Annotated in this window: 19 protein-coding genes; 9 read left to right on the top strand and 10 right to left on the bottom strand. The window is 59.2% G+C overall.

All coding sequences use genetic code 11. From position 1 onward, the window contains the following. The first annotated feature begins 71 nt into the window (after positions 1-71). Positions 72-629: a cysteine hydrolase family protein gene (locus FPT12_RS22825; RefSeq protein WP_145020401.1), complete on the top strand. Its 558-nt coding sequence runs from the start codon at positions 72-74 to the stop codon at positions 627-629. A gap of 116 nt (positions 630-745) precedes the next feature. On the opposite strand, the gene FPT12_RS22820 is transcribed toward FPT12_RS22825, so the two are convergent. The 4 genes from FPT12_RS22820 to FPT12_RS22805 are packed head-to-tail and all read right to left on the bottom strand — an operon-like array spanning position 746 to position 2,470. Beyond that, on the bottom strand, positions 746-955 hold the full coding sequence (locus tag FPT12_RS22820; protein WP_007906737.1) for an SEC-C metal-binding domain-containing protein: 210 nt from the start codon (positions 953-955) through the stop codon (positions 746-748). Between the two features lie 5 nt (positions 956-960). Continuing rightward, positions 961-1,446, bottom strand: coding sequence for an LEA type 2 family protein (locus FPT12_RS22815; RefSeq protein WP_145020358.1), 486 nt, complete (start codon positions 1,444-1,446; stop codon positions 961-963). Positions 1,447-1,491: 45 nt separating this feature from the next. Beyond that, entirely contained in the window at positions 1,492-1,968 is a 477-nt protein-coding gene (locus FPT12_RS22810) for a YchJ family protein (RefSeq protein WP_145020356.1), read from the bottom strand. Positions 1,969-1,972: 4 nt separating this feature from the next. Further along, positions 1,973-2,470, bottom strand: coding sequence for a DUF6231 family protein (locus FPT12_RS22805; protein ID WP_145020354.1), 498 nt, complete (start codon positions 2,468-2,470; stop codon positions 1,973-1,975). A 252-nt stretch (positions 2,471-2,722) separates the two neighbouring features. Between FPT12_RS22805 and FPT12_RS22800 the strand changes: the two genes are divergently transcribed. Further along, positions 2,723-3,001, top strand: a complete 279-nt coding sequence (locus tag FPT12_RS22800; RefSeq protein ID WP_145020351.1) for a DUF1145 domain-containing protein — start codon at positions 2,723-2,725, stop codon at positions 2,999-3,001. After that, on the top strand, positions 2,994-3,752 hold the full coding sequence (locus tag FPT12_RS22795) for a collagen-like protein (RefSeq protein ID WP_145020348.1): 759 nt from the start codon (positions 2,994-2,996) through the stop codon (positions 3,750-3,752). The genes FPT12_RS22800 and FPT12_RS22795 overlap by 8 nt, the downstream gene beginning before the upstream one ends. A 57-nt stretch (positions 3,753-3,809) precedes the next feature. Here FPT12_RS22795 and FPT12_RS22790 read toward each other — a convergent pair whose 3' ends face one another. Beyond that, positions 3,810-4,274 carry a CopD family protein gene (locus FPT12_RS22790; protein ID WP_145020346.1) on the bottom strand — a complete coding sequence of 155 codons (465 nt, stop codon included), beginning with the start codon at positions 4,272-4,274 and terminating at the stop codon, positions 3,810-3,812. 95 nt (positions 4,275-4,369) lie between these two features. On the opposite strand from FPT12_RS22790, the gene dinG reads away from it, so the two are divergent. The 5 genes from dinG (at position 4,370) to pdxH (ending at position 12,146) form a co-directional block, all read left to right on the top strand. Next, positions 4,370-6,514, top strand: coding sequence for an ATP-dependent DNA helicase DinG (gene dinG / locus FPT12_RS22785; protein ID WP_145020343.1), 2,145 nt, complete (start codon positions 4,370-4,372; stop codon positions 6,512-6,514). Positions 6,515-6,608: 94 nt separating this feature from the next. Continuing rightward, positions 6,609-8,996, top strand: coding sequence for a beta-galactosidase (locus FPT12_RS22780; protein WP_145020340.1), 2,388 nt, complete (start codon positions 6,609-6,611; stop codon positions 8,994-8,996). A gap of 138 nt (positions 8,997-9,134) precedes the next feature. After that, a complete protein-coding gene (locus FPT12_RS22775; RefSeq protein ID WP_145020398.1) occupies positions 9,135-10,280 on the top strand; it encodes a serine hydrolase domain-containing protein in 1,146 nt (381 codons plus the stop codon). A gap of 143 nt (positions 10,281-10,423) precedes the next feature. Beyond that, positions 10,424-11,458 (top strand): OmpA family protein, encoded by a 1,035-nt coding sequence (locus tag FPT12_RS22770; protein WP_145020337.1) that lies wholly within the window; start codon positions 10,424-10,426, stop codon positions 11,456-11,458. Between the two features lie 40 nt (positions 11,459-11,498). Next, on the top strand, positions 11,499-12,146 hold the full coding sequence (gene pdxH / locus FPT12_RS22765; RefSeq protein WP_145020334.1) for a pyridoxamine 5'-phosphate oxidase: 648 nt from the start codon (positions 11,499-11,501) through the stop codon (positions 12,144-12,146). 5 nt (positions 12,147-12,151) lie between these two features. On the opposite strand, the gene FPT12_RS22760 is transcribed toward pdxH, so the two are convergent. Continuing rightward, on the bottom strand, positions 12,152-12,388 hold the full coding sequence (locus FPT12_RS22760; RefSeq protein WP_145020331.1) for a hypothetical protein: 237 nt from the start codon (positions 12,386-12,388) through the stop codon (positions 12,152-12,154). 168 nt (positions 12,389-12,556) lie between these two features. Here FPT12_RS22760 and FPT12_RS22755 point away from each other — a divergent pair, with 168 nt between their 5' ends. Further along, complete coding sequence (locus FPT12_RS22755) at positions 12,557-13,021, top strand: glycine zipper 2TM domain-containing protein (RefSeq protein WP_145020328.1); 465 nt, start codon at positions 12,557-12,559, stop codon at positions 13,019-13,021. Between the two features lie 76 nt (positions 13,022-13,097). Here FPT12_RS22755 and FPT12_RS22750 read toward each other — a convergent pair whose 3' ends face one another. From FPT12_RS22750 to nhaA, 4 genes are all read right to left on the bottom strand, one after another. Continuing rightward, the gene (locus tag FPT12_RS22750; protein WP_145020395.1) at positions 13,098-13,328 is read right to left on the bottom strand and encodes a hypothetical protein; all 231 of its coding nucleotides are present in this window, start codon (positions 13,326-13,328) and stop codon (positions 13,098-13,100) included. A 13-nt stretch (positions 13,329-13,341) separates the two neighbouring features. Further along, on the bottom strand, positions 13,342-13,569 hold the full coding sequence (locus FPT12_RS22745) for a hypothetical protein (protein WP_145020325.1): 228 nt from the start codon (positions 13,567-13,569) through the stop codon (positions 13,342-13,344). Beyond that, entirely contained in the window at positions 13,566-14,765 is a 1,200-nt protein-coding gene (locus FPT12_RS22740) for a colicin E3/pyocin S6 family cytotoxin (RefSeq protein WP_145020322.1), read from the bottom strand. Before FPT12_RS22740 ends, FPT12_RS22745 begins: the two co-directional genes overlap by 4 nt. Before the next feature lie 121 nt (positions 14,766-14,886). Beyond that, complete coding sequence (nhaA, locus tag FPT12_RS22735) at positions 14,887-16,074, bottom strand: Na+/H+ antiporter NhaA (protein WP_145020319.1); 1,188 nt, start codon at positions 16,072-16,074, stop codon at positions 14,887-14,889. Positions 16,075-16,128: the final 54 nt, after the last annotated feature.

Here is a 16,128-nt window from a genome sequence, read left to right as displayed (position 1 = left end):
TGACTTGCCTATTGGAAAAGGTGGTGCTCAAGTGTCGGGATTTCGATGATTCGTACAGGAGAAAAGTCGCCATGGAGCTTCACGCCAACGCAGCGTTGATCCTCATTGATCAGCAAAAAGGCATTCATCACCCCAGGCTTGGACCACGCAATAACCCCCACGCCGAGGAGCGGATGGCCGAGTTGTTGAGTGAATGGCGGCGCATGGCGCGGCCGGTGATTCATGTGCAGCATTTGTCCCGCTCGCCGGAGTCGGTGTTCTGGCCGCAGCAGTCGGGCGTCGAGTTTCAGGAGCGGTTCGAGCCGCGATCGGGCGAGCGTGTGATCCAGAAACAGGTCCCCGATGCGTTCAGCGGAACGACGCTTGCAGCGGGTTTGCGTGAGGCGGGGATCGAGCAACTGATCATTGTCGGCGTGGCGACCCATAACTCGGTCGAGTCCACGGCGCGTACGGCGGGCAATCTGGGGTTTGAAACCTGGGTCGTGGAAGACGCCTGCTACACCTTCGACAAGCTCGACTTCTTCGGCAAGAAGCATTCGGCGCAGGAGGTGCATGCCATGTCGCTGGGCAATCTGCACGGGGAGTATGCGACGGTGGTTCGTACAGCCGAGATTCTGACGGCTGATTAGAACCTGTGGGAGCGTGGCTTGCCCGCGAACGGGGCACCTCGGTGCATCAGGCAGGCCACGTTATCGACTATCTTGGTCAAGCCACGCTTCTACAAAGTACGCGTTGTGTTAACGCATCAAGCGCCGTGGCACTTCTTGAACTTCTTGCCGTTGCCGCATGGGCAAGGGTCGTTGCGGCCAACGTCTTTCAACGCGTTGCGCACCGGCTCCTGGTGAGCGTGGCCGCAGTTCGGGCCGTGGACATGGCCATGGTCGTGATCATGGTGGTCGTGATGGTCATGATCGTGGTTGCAGTCAGGGCCATGGACATGGGGTTGCTGGGTCATCGAGGTTACTCCGGAATAAAATCGCCGGGAATTATCTCGCCATAACGGGCCTGGTGCACGTCATTGCCAAACAATAATCCGGTTTTCAACTCGCCTTCCAGGCGATAGGGGATCGGCTGGTCGGGTTTCTTCAGCAGTTTCACCACGTCACGCAGGTGTTGCCAGAGGTTGGTGCGAATCGGCACCTGGAAATAGCTGCTGCTTTTCGGGTCGACGGTGAACCATTTGCTGGACTCGCCTTCGGCCAGCAGGAACTCGCTTAAATGAATCCGGTACACCAGGCCGCGAACCATAAGGTCGGAGTCGTTGGGGTTATCGACGCGAAAATAGAGCATGAATTTCTGCTCAAGGAGTTTGGCGCGAACCACTTCGACTTTGAGCAGATGGACTTGCGGGTCGAGGGTGTCGTCAGCGAACCAGGACGCGCAGCCACCGAGGCTCAGGAACATGAACAGGGTGACGATTCGTAAGGCGCGCTGCTGATGGGTCATGGTGGTATTTCTCCTTGAACCCCAGTCTAGCCCCAAAAGATCGCCTCAAACGGTGAAACAATTCGCACAACACTTCTTGAATTTCTGCCCGCTGGCGCAGGGGCATGCATCATTGCGCCCGGCCTTGAGCTGCACGGTAGGGTCGATGAAGTACCAGCGACCGGCGTTTTGCACAAAGGATGAGCGTTCGCGGTGGCTGTGCTCGCCGGTGCTGTCGTGCCAGCGTGCGGTGAAGGTGACGAATGCATGTTCAGGCTGGCCGCCGAAGACCTCGGAGCTTTCCACCTCAAGGCCAAGCCAGGTGCTTTGCGCGCTCCATTCGCTGATCGACTGACGATCCAGGCCTGCCTGTTGGGCGGGCAGGGTGGTGGCCACCAGATAGTCGATCAGGCCCAGCACATAGGCGCTGTAGCGCGAACGCATCAAGGCTTCGGCGCACGGCGCAGGGTGGCCGGCATGGTAGTGGCCGCAGCAGGCATCCAGCAGGGTGCCACTGCCGCACGGGCAAATGGACGTACTCATCGTGTTACCACCAGTATTTTCCGAAGTTTTCCGGATTGGCCCAGAACCGTGAATTGAGCCAGTCAGGCACTTGTTTGTAGTCAAGTAGATCGTAGGTAAAGAGTGTCAGGACCTGTTCGTCACGCTGGAAGCGTTCGCTGGCCTGCAGTGCCAGGGAAAAGAAGTCGGTTTCTTGCCAACCGCAGGCTTTCAGGTCCGCAAGCACCGCGATGCGGCTGGCGTTGAGATTGCGAATTCCGCCGAGCAGGTTCAGGCCATCGCGCTTGGGCAGATGCTCAAGGCAGTCGAGTGCCAGCGCCAAGTCGAAGCGTTGTGCGGCCAGTGCCGGTGGCAGAGGGCCGGGTGCGACTTGAGCGACGCAGGCATCCGGGTGCGCGAGCTTGAAAGCTTCGAGCGCCGGGAAGTCGCTGGCGCCGATCAGCAACAGACGTTGTGGCGCATAACGGTCGAGCAAGGCGGCGAGCGCTTGCTGGGGCGTGCGCGAAGAATTACCTGTGGTCATCGAAGATCCTCAATCAGATGTGCGAAGACTAGCCTGCCCGAACGTGCGGGCCTAGGGGCGGTTTGCAGACACTGGCGAGGCCTGCCGTAAATACGTGGCAAAAAGCCGTAGAGTCGAACGGGTCATGGACCGCTGATCGACAGTTGCGATGCTCTAAACCGCCCGTTCAGAAGAATTTTCGTTGGCCTCTGGCTTATCCGTTGCGGAAGTCGGTACTGTGCGCGCAAAGAATAATGATCTGCGGGGGCGTACATGAAGGTGCTTTGGGGCTTGGGGAAGGGTTTGACCCTGTTGTTCTGGCTGGTGGTGCTGGTCAATCTGATCAGCCCGTTGATCAGCCCGTTTCATCTGATGATCAATCTGGCCGGTAGCCTGTTGCTGATGACCCATGTTGTGGAGCTGGTGCTCTATAACCGTAACCTTAAAGAGCGGGTTCATCCGTGGCGTGATCGCTTACAGATCCTCGTTGTCGGTATTTTCCATGTGCAAATCCTTGCAACCCCTGCCGCCGGGGAGATTCGTCATGCGTAAGCTCTGCCTGCTCGCCGCCTTGATCAGCCCGATGGCGATGGCTCAAGTGGTCACGGTCGAAACCAACTCACTGCTGCGTTTGCCCAATGCCGCCAGCACCTTGCAGCTGGAGCGCCTGGAAGTCGCCGATAATGGCACGCTGCTGATCCCCTCCAACGTGACTGAACTGAGTGTTGGCGAGTTGCGTCTGGGCCGCGAGGCACGGATCGCGATTGTCCCCAGCGAACAGGCTCTGCAACTGAATATCAGTCGTGCGCAGCTTGCCAGTGGCAGTCAGATCACCTCGCGAGGCGCACCGGGCACTTACCTTAAGGCCGCCCGCGCCGGACGCAACCTGAATCTGCGGATTGCCTCGCTGAACGCTCCCGAGTTGTCGGTGGATGCCCGCGGCGGTGCCGGTGCGCCGGGTTACGTGGGGCTCGATGGCGGCAACGGTGAGGAACCGGGTTGCACGTGGGGCCAGGCCGGGCATGGGGCGGATGGTGATAATGGTGGCGATGGTCATGCCGGGGCGCCGGGCGCGCAGGTCCGGGTGGAATTGCCGCGTGATTACCCGCCCCAGCAGATCAAGGTGCTGGTCGACGGTGGCGCCGGCGGCGTGGCCGGTGCCGGTGGCAAGCCAGGCGCAGGCGGAAAGGCCAAGGGGTGTTTCGTCTACCGTGCCGACGGCGGTAAAAGCGGTCGCGCAGGTGCACAAGGTCAGCCAGGTCCTGCCGGAGCGACAGGTGCCGTGACGGTGCAGCGGTTGTAAGCAGCCTGTGTAACTGATCGTTCCCACGCAGAGCGTGGGAACGATCAGCGAGGGGAGTCAGAACATCGGCCGCGCCGAAGCCACCGCCACCAGCAGCAACCCCAGCAATAGATTGATCCCCACCAGACGCCGAATCTTGCCCAGCATCGCGGCACCCGCCGGCCAATCCTCAGCCAGCACCGTTTTACGCAACTCCGGTAGATTCAGCGCCTGAATCCGGATAAACAGCGCGGTCATCACCAGATACAAACCCATCATGATCTGCACATAACGCGGCGCGGTTTCAAAACCGCTGAAGCGCAGATGAATCAGCCCGACGCCACTGATCGGCAAGATCACCACGGCGACCCAGACCCAGACAAAAAAACCTTGAAACACTTCTACCCAGAGCTTCAATCGCGCAGGCCCTTCAAGTGCCTTCATGGCGGCGGGGCGCAGGACCATCCAGGCGAAAAACATGCCGCCGACCCAGATCAGGGCCGCCAGTACATGCAGGGTGTAAATGAGGGCGAAAGGTGTCATTGGGGTACTCCGTTCTGCGCGGGATTAATTAGCGGGGTATGATAGCCCCCTTAACCACTGAAAATTTATCCAGCGTTTTTTGCGCCCGACAATCCATGATCAGCACCGAACTTAAAACCACGATCCAGGGCGCCTACTCGCGTTTTCTCGAAGCCAAGAGCCTCAAGCCGCGCTACGGCCAACGCCTGATGATCGCCGAAATTGCCAAGGTCCTCGGTGACATCGACACCGACGACGAAGGCCGGCGCAGTGGCGACCCCGCGATTGTCGCGGTGGAAGCCGGCACCGGTACCGGGAAAACCGTGGCCTACAGCCTGGCGGCGATTCCGACCGCCAAGGCTGCCGGTAAACGCCTGGTGATCGCTACGGCGACCGTCGCCCTGCAAGAACAGATTGTCTACAAGGACCTGCCGGACCTGATGCGCAACAGCGGGCTGAACTTCAGCTTTGCGCTGGCCAAGGGCCGTGGCCGCTACATGTGCCTGTCCAAGCTCGACATGTTGTTGCAGGAAGGCCACGCGCAAACCGCTACCGCGCAGCTGTTCGAAGAAGAAGGCTTCAAGATCGAGGTCGATGAAGCCAGTCAGAAGCTGTTTACCAGCATGATCGAAAAGCTTGCCGGCAATAAATGGGACGGTGACCGCGACAGTTGGTCCACCGCCCTTGAAGATGCGGACTGGGCGCGCCTGACCACCGATCACAGCCAGTGCACCAACCGTCATTGCCCGAACTTCGGTCAGTGCGCCTTCTACAAGGCCCGCGAAGGCATGGGCAAGGTTGACGTGATCGTCACCAACCACGACATGGTCCTCGCTGACCTGGCCTTGGGCGGCGGAGCCGTCCTGCCCGACCCTCGCGACACCATCTACGTGTTCGACGAAGGCCATCACCTGCCGGACAAGGCGATCGGCCACTTCGCCCATTACACGCGTTTGCGTTCCACCGCCGACTGGCTGGAAACGACCGCCAAGAACCTCACCAAATTGCTGGCCCAGCACCCGTTGCCGGGCGATCTGGGCAAGCTGATCGAACAAGTGCCGGAGCTGGCGCGAGAGATCAAGACCCAGCAGCAGTTCATGTTCACCGCCTGCGAACAGGTTGCCGAATTCAAGCCCGGCGAAGACGTCGAGGGCCGTGAACGGCCGCGTCATCGTTTCGTCGGCGGGGTGATTCCCGAGCATATGCGCGAGATGGGCGTCGAGCTGAAGAAAGGCTTTTCGCGCCTGACCGACGTCTTTACCCGGCTCACCGAGCTGCTCAAGGAAGGCATGGATGGTGAGGTCAACATCGGCATCGCCAGCAATCAGGCCGAAGAGTGGTATCCGTTGTTTGGCAGCCTGCTGTCCCGTTCTCAGGGCAACTGGGAGCTGTGGACGGCATTCACCGCCGAGGACCCGGAAGACAACCCGCCGATGGCGCGCTGGCTGACCCTGGCCGAAAGCGGTTCGCTGTTCGACATCGAGGTCAACGCCAGCCCGATCCTGGCGGCGGAAATGCTCCGACGTAACCTGTGGAATGTGGCGTACGGTGCGCTGGTGACTTCGGCCACCTTGACCGCACTCGGCACCTTTGACCGTTTCCGCATGCGTGCCGGTCTGCCCAAAAAAGCCGTGACGGCGGTGGTGCCGAGCCCGTTCCATCATGCCGACGCAGGCGTGTTGCGGGTGCCGGACCTGCGCGCCGACCCACGGGACGCGGCAGCCCACACCGCGGCGATCATTCGTGATCTGCCGGAGCTGGTCGAAGGCTCGCGCGGCACACTGGTGCTGTTCTCTTCGCGCAAACAGATGCAGGACGTGTTCGATGGCCTGGACCGTGACTGGCGCAAGCAAGTGTTCATTCAAGGCAACCTGTCGAAACAGGAAACCCTGAACAAGCACAAGGCGCGGGTCGATGGCGGTGACTCCAGTGTGCTGTTCGGTCTGGCGAGTTTCGCCGAGGGTGTCGACTTGCCGGGTGCTTACTGCGAGCACGTGGTGATTGCCAAGATCCCGTTCTCGGTCCCGGACGATCCAGTCGAAGCCGCGCTGGCCGAATGGATCGAAGCCCGAGGCGGCAATCCGTTCATGGAGATCTCCGTGCCGGACGCCTCGCTCAAACTGGTTCAGGCCTGCGGGCGCCTGCTGCGCACCGAAGAAGACCGCGGCACCATCACCTTGCTTGACCGGCGTCTGGTCACGCAACGCTACGGCAAAGCGATCCTCAATGCGCTGCCGCCGTTTCGCCGCGAAATATCTTGAGACACGGTGGGCGAAATCGCCCACTTCGTTGTCTATCCCCCGTCACCGATTCCACACAGGCCGTTCACCGGTCGTTAGGGAGAACCTGGTTCATATGATTCGCCGTTCGTTACCCGCTGTTTTTGCCCTGATGTTCGCTGCGCCGCTGTTGGCGGCTCCGGCCGGACAACAGACGCTGTTCAACTTCGTTCGGCCCGCCGATGTGGTCCAGGTGGCGACTCAGGACGCCAGCCTGCCGCAGTCCAATGCGGAGCAAACGGCCGAAGGTGAAGTGCTGCGCCGGGTGACCTTTAATCCGGCGGCGCAACCGAATCTGCGTCTGACCCCGCAAAGCGGCGCCTGGGACTGGTCGCCGTCTGGCGTCATGAGCCTGCGTATCCAGAGCGCGATGAACTGGCCTGTGACGCTCTACGTGAAAATCCAGAGTAGCGACGGCAAGACCCTGGTCAGCCGCATCGATTTGCCGGCCGGGCCTGCGCAAACCTTGCTGGTGCCCCTGACACCGAGTTCGCCGCTGAGCCAGGGCTTGAAAGCCGGGCCGCCAATGCCGATTACCGTCGAAGGCCAGCGCGTGTTGCTGGCCAGCAGCACGGGTGAACTGGACCGCAGCCAGGTGGTGTCGGTGACACTGTCGATGGATCAGCCAAAAGTCGCCCAGAGCATCATGCTTGAGCGCTTTGGCGTGCAGGACGGCGAGGCGGTGGTCAAAGCGGCCTACGGTTCGTTAGTGGACGCATATGGTCAGTCCACGCGAGCGAAATGGCCGGAAAAAGTCGCCAGCGACGAACAGCTCAAAACCGCGGCGAATAAAGAACAACAGCAACTGAAAACCTGGCTGGCCGAGCGCGAGCGTTCGTCTTTGGACACGTTCGGTGGCTGGAGTAAAGGCCCGGCGTTCAAGGCCAGTGGCTTCTTCCGCACTGAAAAGCGTGATGGTCGCTGGTATCTGGTGACCCCGGAGGGCCACCCGTTCTATTCCCTGGGGGTCAATACGGTTACTGCCGATACCAGCCAGACCTATGTCGCCGGGCGCGAAACCATGTTCGAGTCGTTACCCGATAATGACGAGCCATTGGCCAGCCATTACGGTGAAGGCGACAACCGCAATGGCAATGGTGCCGATCAGGGACGTGGGTTCAATGCCGGTCGCTGGTATGACTTCTACGGTGCCAACCTGCAGCGCACTTATGGCCAGCCGTGTGCGGTTGTGACTGAAACCAAGGCTGATGGCGCCAAGGCTGAAACTGCCACAACTCCGTGCGCTTCCCACACGTTCGACGAAAAACGCTGGACCGGCCATACACTCGATCGCCTGCAAGCCTGGGGTTTCAATACCATCGGCGACTGGAGCGCCCCGGCGTTGGGCTTGAATGACCGTGTGCCGTACACCTTGCCGTTGTCCATCGTCGGCGATTACGCCAGCATCAGCACCGGCACCGATTGGTGGGGCGGCATGCCCGATCCGTTCGACCCGCGTTTCGCCATGGCCACCGAACGTGCCGTAGCGATTGCTGCACGCGATCACCGCGACGACCCATGGCTGATCGGTTATTTCGCCGATAACGAACTGGCCTGGGCCGGTCCCGGCGATGACCCGAAGGCCCGTTATGCCTTGGCGTACGGTACTTTGAAAATGACCACCGACGTGCCGGCCAAACGGGCGTTCCTCAAGCAACTGCGGGATAAATACCGTAACCAGGCGGGACTGTCGAAAGCCTGGGGCATTGACCTGCCGGCCTGGGAATTGATGGAAGACCCGGGGTTCGTGCCGCCGCTGCCAAGTGCGGAACACCCGGAAATCGAAGCCGACTTCAAATACTTCCAGAAAGTCTTCGCCGATACCTACTTCAAGACCATTGCCGATTCGCTGAAATGGCACGCACCCAACCACCTGCTGCTCGGTGGTCGGTTTGCCATCAGCACACCTGAGGCTGTCGAGTCTTGCGCGCAGTACTGCGACGTACTGAGCTTCAACATGTACACGCTCAAACCTCAGGACGGTTATGACTTCGCCAAGCTACGGGCGCTGGACAAACCGGTGCTGATCACCGAGTTCAACTTCGGCTCGCGCGATCGCGGTCCGTTCTGGGGTGGTGTGACGGAGCTGGCGAAGGAAGAAGACCGTGGGCCGGCCTACGCCAATTTCGTCAAGCAAGCGGTGAGTGAGCCGTCGATTGTCGGTGTGCATTGGTTCCAGTACCTCGATCAACCGGTGAGCGGTCGTCTGCTGGACGGTGAAAACGGTCATTTCGGTCTGGTCGGAATCACCGACCTGCCGTTCCAGGGCTTTGTCGAGAGTGTGCGCAAGGCCAACTTGCAGGCCGTCGATCAGCTTGGCAAAGAAGCCGAGAAGGCCAAGGCTGCGGCGGATAAAGCCGACAGTGCCGGTCATGAAGACGCAGCTGGGAAAAAAGGCCGCGACAGCAAGGGCGCAGGGCAGGGCGCGGGTCATGCGGGTGGGCATTCCGCCAATGGTCATTAACGCCTGAGATTGCTGCGATCTTTTGGCTTTTACAATCAACGATAACAGCAACCACCCAGCCCGCCCCTGTTCCCAAATCGCTCAAGGGCTGGAACAATGCAGGTCATTGTGTCGAAACGTTTTTTCGGAGAGTTACGGGTGCTGATTCAGGGTCATTACGAGCTTAAATTTGAAGCGGTGCGTGAAGCTTTCGCGGCACTCTTTGACGATCCTCAGGAACGCGGCGCGGCACTGTGCATTCAAATCGGTGGTGAAACCGTCGTTGACCTCTGGGCCGGTACCGCCGACAAGGACGGTACCGAGGCCTGGCACAGCGACACCATTGCCAACCTGTTCTCCTGCACCAAGACCTTTACCGCGGTGACCGCCCTGCAACTGGTCGCCGAAGGCAAGTTGCAGCTCGACGCTCCGGTCGCCAGGTATTGGCCGGAGTTCGCCGCTGCCGGCAAGGAAGCGATCACCTTGCGTCAGTTGCTCTGCCATCAGGCCGGTTTGCCGGCCTTGCGCGAGCTGCTACCACCTGAAGCGCTCTATAACTGGCAAACCATGGTCGACGCGCTGGCTGCCGAAGCCCCTTGGTGGACGCCCGGTGAAGGCCATGGTTATGCGGCGATCACTTATGGCTGGTTGGTCGGGGAGTTGCTGCGCCGCGCCGATGGCCGGGGGCCGGGCGAGTCGATCGTGGCGCGTGTTGCACGACCATTGGGGCTGGATTTTCATGTCGGCCTCGCGGACGAAGAGTTTCATCGCGTGGCGCACATCGCGCGTGGCAAGGGCAATGTCGGCGATGCGGCGGCGCAGCGCTTGCTGCAAGTGACGATGCGTGAGCCGACGGCGATGACGACCCGTGCGTTCACCAACCCGCCATCGATCATGACCAGTACCAACAAGCCCGAATGGCGTCGTATGCAACAGCCGGCAGCAAATGGCCACGGCAATGCCCGCAGCCTGGCCGGATTCTATAGCGGTCTGCTCGATGGCAGCCTGCTTGAAAGCGAGATGCTCCAGGAACTGACTCGTGAGCACAGCCTGGGCGAAGACAAGACTTTACTGACCCGGACCCGTTTCGGTCTGGGTTGTATGCTCGATCAACCGGACGTACCCAACGCGACCTTTGGCCTCGGCCCTCGAGCGTTTGGTCATCCGGGTGCTGGTGGCTCCATCGGTTTCGCTGACCCGGAACATGATGTGGCCTTCGGTTTTGTGACCAATACCCTTGGGCCATACGTGTTGATGGACCCGCGTGCGCAGAAGCTTGTGCGGGTTTTAGCCGCCTGTCTGTAAAGGGTAGCTTCAAGGCATTTTTTTGAAAAAAACTTGCCCAATGGTCGCAGGACGGAATCCTGTGGCTTCTATAGTTTCAAAGCGTCTGTTTTATACGGGTCGTAGCGGCCCACAGCTTCTTATCTCATTTTGTGGATATCCCCATGTCACCGAACAAATCTCTAGCCTTGGCACTGTGTCTCAGCATTACCGGTTGCGCGCAAACCCCACAAAGTGATGCAGACGGAGGCCACTGGTGGTCTTTCGGTTCCGGTTCGGACAAGGTCGCGGACAAAGACGCCGCCAAATCGGACGTCAAGGCGGCTGAAGCTGCTGCAGCCGCGAAGGCCAAATCGACCGCAAATGCTGCTGCACCAGCCACCCCGGCTGCAGTTCCAGGCTCTTCAGCTGCCGCAGCAGCCAAAGCCGATAGCGAAAGCAAATGGTGGTGGCCGTTCGGCGACCAGCCAAAGGCCATCACCAAGGCCGATATCAAAGATGTGCCAATGCCTGATCCGAAAATCACCCAGGCCTGGCTGGACGATTACGAACCACGTCTGCGTGCGGCCGTTCAGGGCAGCCACCTGCAAGTGGAGCGTCGCGAGAACGTGTTGGTCGTAGTGGTCCCGGTGGATGACGCCTTCAACCCGAAACGTCCAGCCATGTTGCTGCCTTCGGTCCTTGGTCAGTTCACCAAGGTATCCAAGCTGGTTGAAGGTGATACCAAGACCTCTGTGCTCGTACTGGGCCACGGTGACAACACGGGGACGCATGACGAGGCTAAACAGCTGAGCAAGGACCGTGCGACTTCCGTTGCATCGATCTTCAGCCTCGGTGGTTTGAAGGGGGATCGTCTGATGTTGCGTGGTATGGGTGATCTGATGCCGCGCGCCGCCAATGACAGCACCCAGGGCCGTGCCTTGAACCGTCGTATGGAAATCATGCTGACCCAGCGCACCACCATGCTGGCATTGCTGAACAAGTACAGCCAGCCGACCCCACCACCGGTGGAAATGGTTGCAGTGCAGCCCGCCAAGCCGGCAGCGCCAGCTGTGGCCGAGAAAAAAGCGACGTCGAAGAAGAAAGGCGCTGCCTCGAAAAAGGCTCCGGCGAAGAAAGCTCCGGCAAAAAAACAGCCAGCCAAGAAGCCAGCTGCAGCCAAAGCGGATACAGCGGCAAAAAGCACCAGCGGCCAGTAATCAGGCCGGCAACTGACTGATCAAGCACAAGGAATACGCAATGACCCGGACTCTGGCTGATATGCGTCGTGACTACACTCGCGATGGTTTGACCGAGGCTCAGGCCCCGGCCGAGCCATTCGCGCTGTTTCATCAGTGGTTTGCCGAGGCGGTGAATACCGAACAACCTCCGGTCGAGGCGAATGCCATGACCCTGGCCACGGTTGATCAGGGCGGTCGCCCGCATTGCCGGATCCTGTTGCTCAAGGGGCTTGATGATCAGGGTTTTACCTTCTTCACCAACTACGACAGTGCCAAGGGTCAGCAGCTGGCGGGCAATCCGTTTGCTGCCATGACCTTCTTCTGGCCGACCCTGGAGCGCCAGGTGCGCATCGAGGGGCGGGTGGTGAAGGTCACGCCGCAGGAATCCGATGCCTATTTCCAGGTACGGCCGCTGGGCAGTCGCCTGGGGGCCTGGGCGTCGCCGCAGAGTCAGGTGATTGCCGATCGTGCCGAGTTGGAAGGGCTGCTCAAAGTCACTGAACAACGCTTCAGCGATAGCCAGCCGCATTGCCCGGAACACTGGGGCGGCTATCGTTTGTTGCCAGAACGCATCGAGTTCTGGCAAGGTCGGGCGAGCCGTTTGCATGATCGTCTGAACTATCGTCTGCAAGGCGCGGACTGGAGTCGCGAGCGCCTTGCACCGTAAACCGGCTACACAGTGGGGTAGGTGGCAGCCGCCGCCTCCAGCCACTGTGGCAGGTCCCGACGTTTGATATTCTGCTGCCGGGCAATGATCAATTGTTGCAGCATGAACGCCTTTTTCCGCTCGTCATTGCCGGCAAGTGCCAGCGCCAGATCACGGTCCATCCAGCGTTTGATCCGCACGTACAGCCACCCATGGAAGTACAGTCCGGCAACGGTGGTGGCGACAATGATGAAGTAATCCATGGAAATCCTTGGTGCAATGGCGCAGGTTCTGGAATTTGGCGCTACTGTGTGATGAGTTCTCAAGTGCGACTGTACTGCAACTGAATGAAACCAATTTTATCCGGGCGGTGCCGTGACAGGCGTCAAGCTGCGGAGTTTAATGAATGCCTGTCCTTTGGAGTTGATGCTATGCGTAAGTCTGTTTTGCTGATTGCTTCTTTTTCTACGATGGCGATGCTGCTTACCGGTTGCCAATCGAGCCTGACCGGTGACTCCTACTCCCGTGACGAAGCACGTCGGGTGCAGACGATCCGTATGGGTACCATCGAGTCCCTGCGTCCGGTGAAAATCGAAGGCACCAAAACCCCGATCGGCGGCGCAGCCGGTGCGGTCGTTGGCGGCGTTGCCGGCAGCTCCGTGGGTGGTGGCAAAGGCAGTATCGTCGCTGCGGTGATCGGCGCAGTGGCCGGCGGTCTGGCAGGTTCTGCCATCGAAGAGGGCGCGACCCGCACCCAAGGCGTGGAAATCACCGTTCGCGAAGACGACGGCAGCATGCGCGCCTACGTTCAGGAAGTTCAGCCAAACGAAGTATTCCGTGTTGGCGAACGTGTGCGTATCTCCACCGTCGGTGGCACCAGCCGCGTTTCTCACTAAATTTTGCGCGGTTAAAACAAAACCCCGATCAGGTGACTGGTCGGGGTTTTGTGTTTTTGGATGATTGTTTTATGAACTACGCATTGCAGCTGAGTTGGTAGAGGTACGCCGAGTCGTAGATCTGCTTGCCCAGCATTTCCTCTATGGCTGATAGCTGGGATTTCGAGAGGTCATATCCTTCCCAACCTTGTTGATCTGTGGTCCAACCCATAATCGCTCTTAACTGTTCATCACATCCTTTCGGTAGTTCTTCCTCAAAAACCAGAAGCTCAGTTACTTTGTCGAAGGCTTCTACGAGATAGATCACTTTCAACATGCATTTAGTCATGTGAACTCAGAAAAAAATCCAGATTTTGAGGTAGTTCAATCGAAGCTAAATCCGCGATTTTTGCTGCTTGAGTTTTGCTGAGAGGGAAGTCGACGCCAATGCAGTCGCTCGCATCCACCCAGTGCATGATTGGAGTCAGGTCAGCAACAGACAGATCAAAACTCTGCTCGTAAACAAGTTCATCTTTACCGGGGTTAAAACCCATTACAGAAAAAATCATGGTTCAACCTCTCTTTTCTTATCCGCTTTCTTGGTCTGTTCGCCTGTATTGACGTCAAACTCACCTAGGTGTTTTCCACGTTTATTGTATTTTTCCAATGTGCCGTGCTGGCGGTCCCATTCGTAGATGTTTCCTGCTTTATCCGTCCAGCGTGGACGCAATCCACCACCGCCTTGCACTGAGGTTTTTGGTCGCCTCCGAATCGCGTCGGGGAAAGCTGGAAGCGCTCCTTGCGGAGTCGGATGGTATTTATGATCAGAAACACTCACCACAATATAAACCGGCTTCACCCCCGAATCCGCCGGAAACACCAGAATGAAATCCTTGTACTCCGGCGGGTAGATCGGGTTGACGATAATGCTGTCGGCGGCGGGTGTCGGTGGGTAGACCCAGATGTGCGGCGCCTGGGGCGCGGCTTCCAGGGCAGGGATTCCAAGGATGCCCGAGGGATCCACGACCGGCGTCCAGATCAGCTCTATACCACCGCCTAGATCGGCCACCTGCTGAGAACCGTGCAGTTTGAACTGCACGACATCGACCATCTCCCAGTCGCGGTTCTTGCCAGTATAGAAACCATAACCCTTGAGACTGCCATCAGCCTGCTGCTCGACCTGCAGGCGTACGCGGGTCCGCGCCTGTTTGAGACTGCGCAGTTGGTCTTCGGTGTAGAGGGCGCTGTCGCCCAGGCTCGGTGTCCAGAACAGGGCGACTACACCAGCCAGTACGGTGGCTCCAGCAACGCCGAGCGCTGCGCTGATGCTTATGGCGGGTGTGGCGACAGTCGGGGCGCGAAGTGCAAGTCGGCCAATGCCTAGGGAGAGGGTAGTGCCGCTGATCGTTTCCAGGTTCAGCAGACCTGCCTCGTCCACGTCGCGAGCGCCGAGCCAGGCGATCTCGCCGTATTCCTTGAGGCTGTCGGTGGGGACCATTCCCGAAGTATTCGAGTAGTCGATGATGGCGTCCGGCAGCTTGCAGGACTTGGCGAAGACGCATCCGGCCCGGATAGGGGCGGTTGGTTTTATTGCGAGTTGGCGATGCTTTTCGAAGGCCGTTTGCCTTGCGAGCATGTCGTCGTAGGATTTTTGTCTTGCGTCACGTTCTGCCAGTTCGGTGGCAGTCATGTAGCGATGGGTAATGTGATGCCCATCGCCTGATGGTGGGTTGGGAACCCGGGGGATGTCCTTGTTGCCAGCCACTGATTGTCCTTGTTCGGTTCGTCCATCGGCAGCCCTGTGAAGGGCTGCACGACGTTATCGAACGTGGCTTATCGTGGCTGTAGGACTAGTCCTGGATGTACCTGGGTTCTGTCTTTGATGATCAAGAGGTCAGAGCGGCGCTCTTGCGACTGGCCGCTGCGGTCACCGCGTAACCGATCAATGCAGCGAGGATCGAGCCGGTGAGAATGCCCATGCGGTCCATGCCGGCGTATTCGCTGCTGCCCGGCACAAAGGCCAGGGAGCCGACAAACAGGCTCATGGTGAAACCGATACCGCAAAGGATCGCCACGCCGAGTACCTGGCCCCAATTGGCGCCAGCGGGGAGGGCTGCAATGCCTATCTTCACGGCGAGCCAGGTCAGGCCGAAGACACCAACGGTCTTGCCCAGCAGCAAACCGGCAGCAATGCCCATCGGTACGTGGTGGGTGAAACTCTCAAGGTTAACGCCAGCCAGTGAAACACCAGCATTGGCGAAAGCGAACAACGGCAGGATACCGAAGGCCACCCAAGGGTGCAGCGCGTGCTCCAGGCTCAGCAACGGTGACGGTTCAGCGTTTTTGGTACGTAGCGGAATGCAGAACGCCAGTGTTACACCAGCCAGTGTGGCGTGGACACCGCTCTTGAGTACACACACCCATAGAATCAGGCCAATGATCATGTAGGGGCCGAGCTTGACCACGCCTAGCCGATTCATCGCCACCAGCGCCACCAGACAGGCTGCGGCCAGCATCAACGACAGCGTCGACAATGCGCCGGAGTAGAAGATCGCGATGACGATGATTGCACCCAGGTCATCAATGATTGCCAGGGTCATCAAAAACAGCTTCAGCGAGACCGGCACACGCTTGCCCAGCAAGGCGAGTACGCCGAGGGCGAAGGCGATATCAGTGGCCATCGGGATCGCCCAACCGCCCAGGGCTGACGGGTTGTCCTTGTTGAGGAACCAGTAGATCAGCGCCGGCACGACCATGCCGCCGATGGCCGCTGCACCCGGCAGGACGATCTGCGACGGTTTGGACAGATGACCTTCAAGGATTTCGCGTTTGACCTCAAGGCCGATCAACAGGAAGAACATCGCCATCAGGCCGTCGTTGATCCATAACAACAGCGGCTTGGCGATTTTCAGGGCGCCGATCTGGGCGACCACGGGAGTGTCCAGCAGGCCGTTATAGAGCCAGGACAGCGGTGAGTTGTTGATGATCAGGGCAAGAGCTGCAGCGGCAATCAATAACAGACCGCTGGCAGCTTCCAACTGAAAGAAACGCGTGAAAGTGCTACGCAGAGGCAAGGTCGCTCTCCATCTATCGATTCAAAAGGTGGACCACCCTAACCCGTACGGTTA

The organism is Pseudomonas sp. H3(2019) (assembly GCF_007713465.1).
Taxonomy (GTDB): Bacteria; Pseudomonadota; Gammaproteobacteria; order Pseudomonadales; family Pseudomonadaceae; genus Aquipseudomonas.
This window is presented reverse-complemented; position numbering and strand designations above follow the sequence as displayed.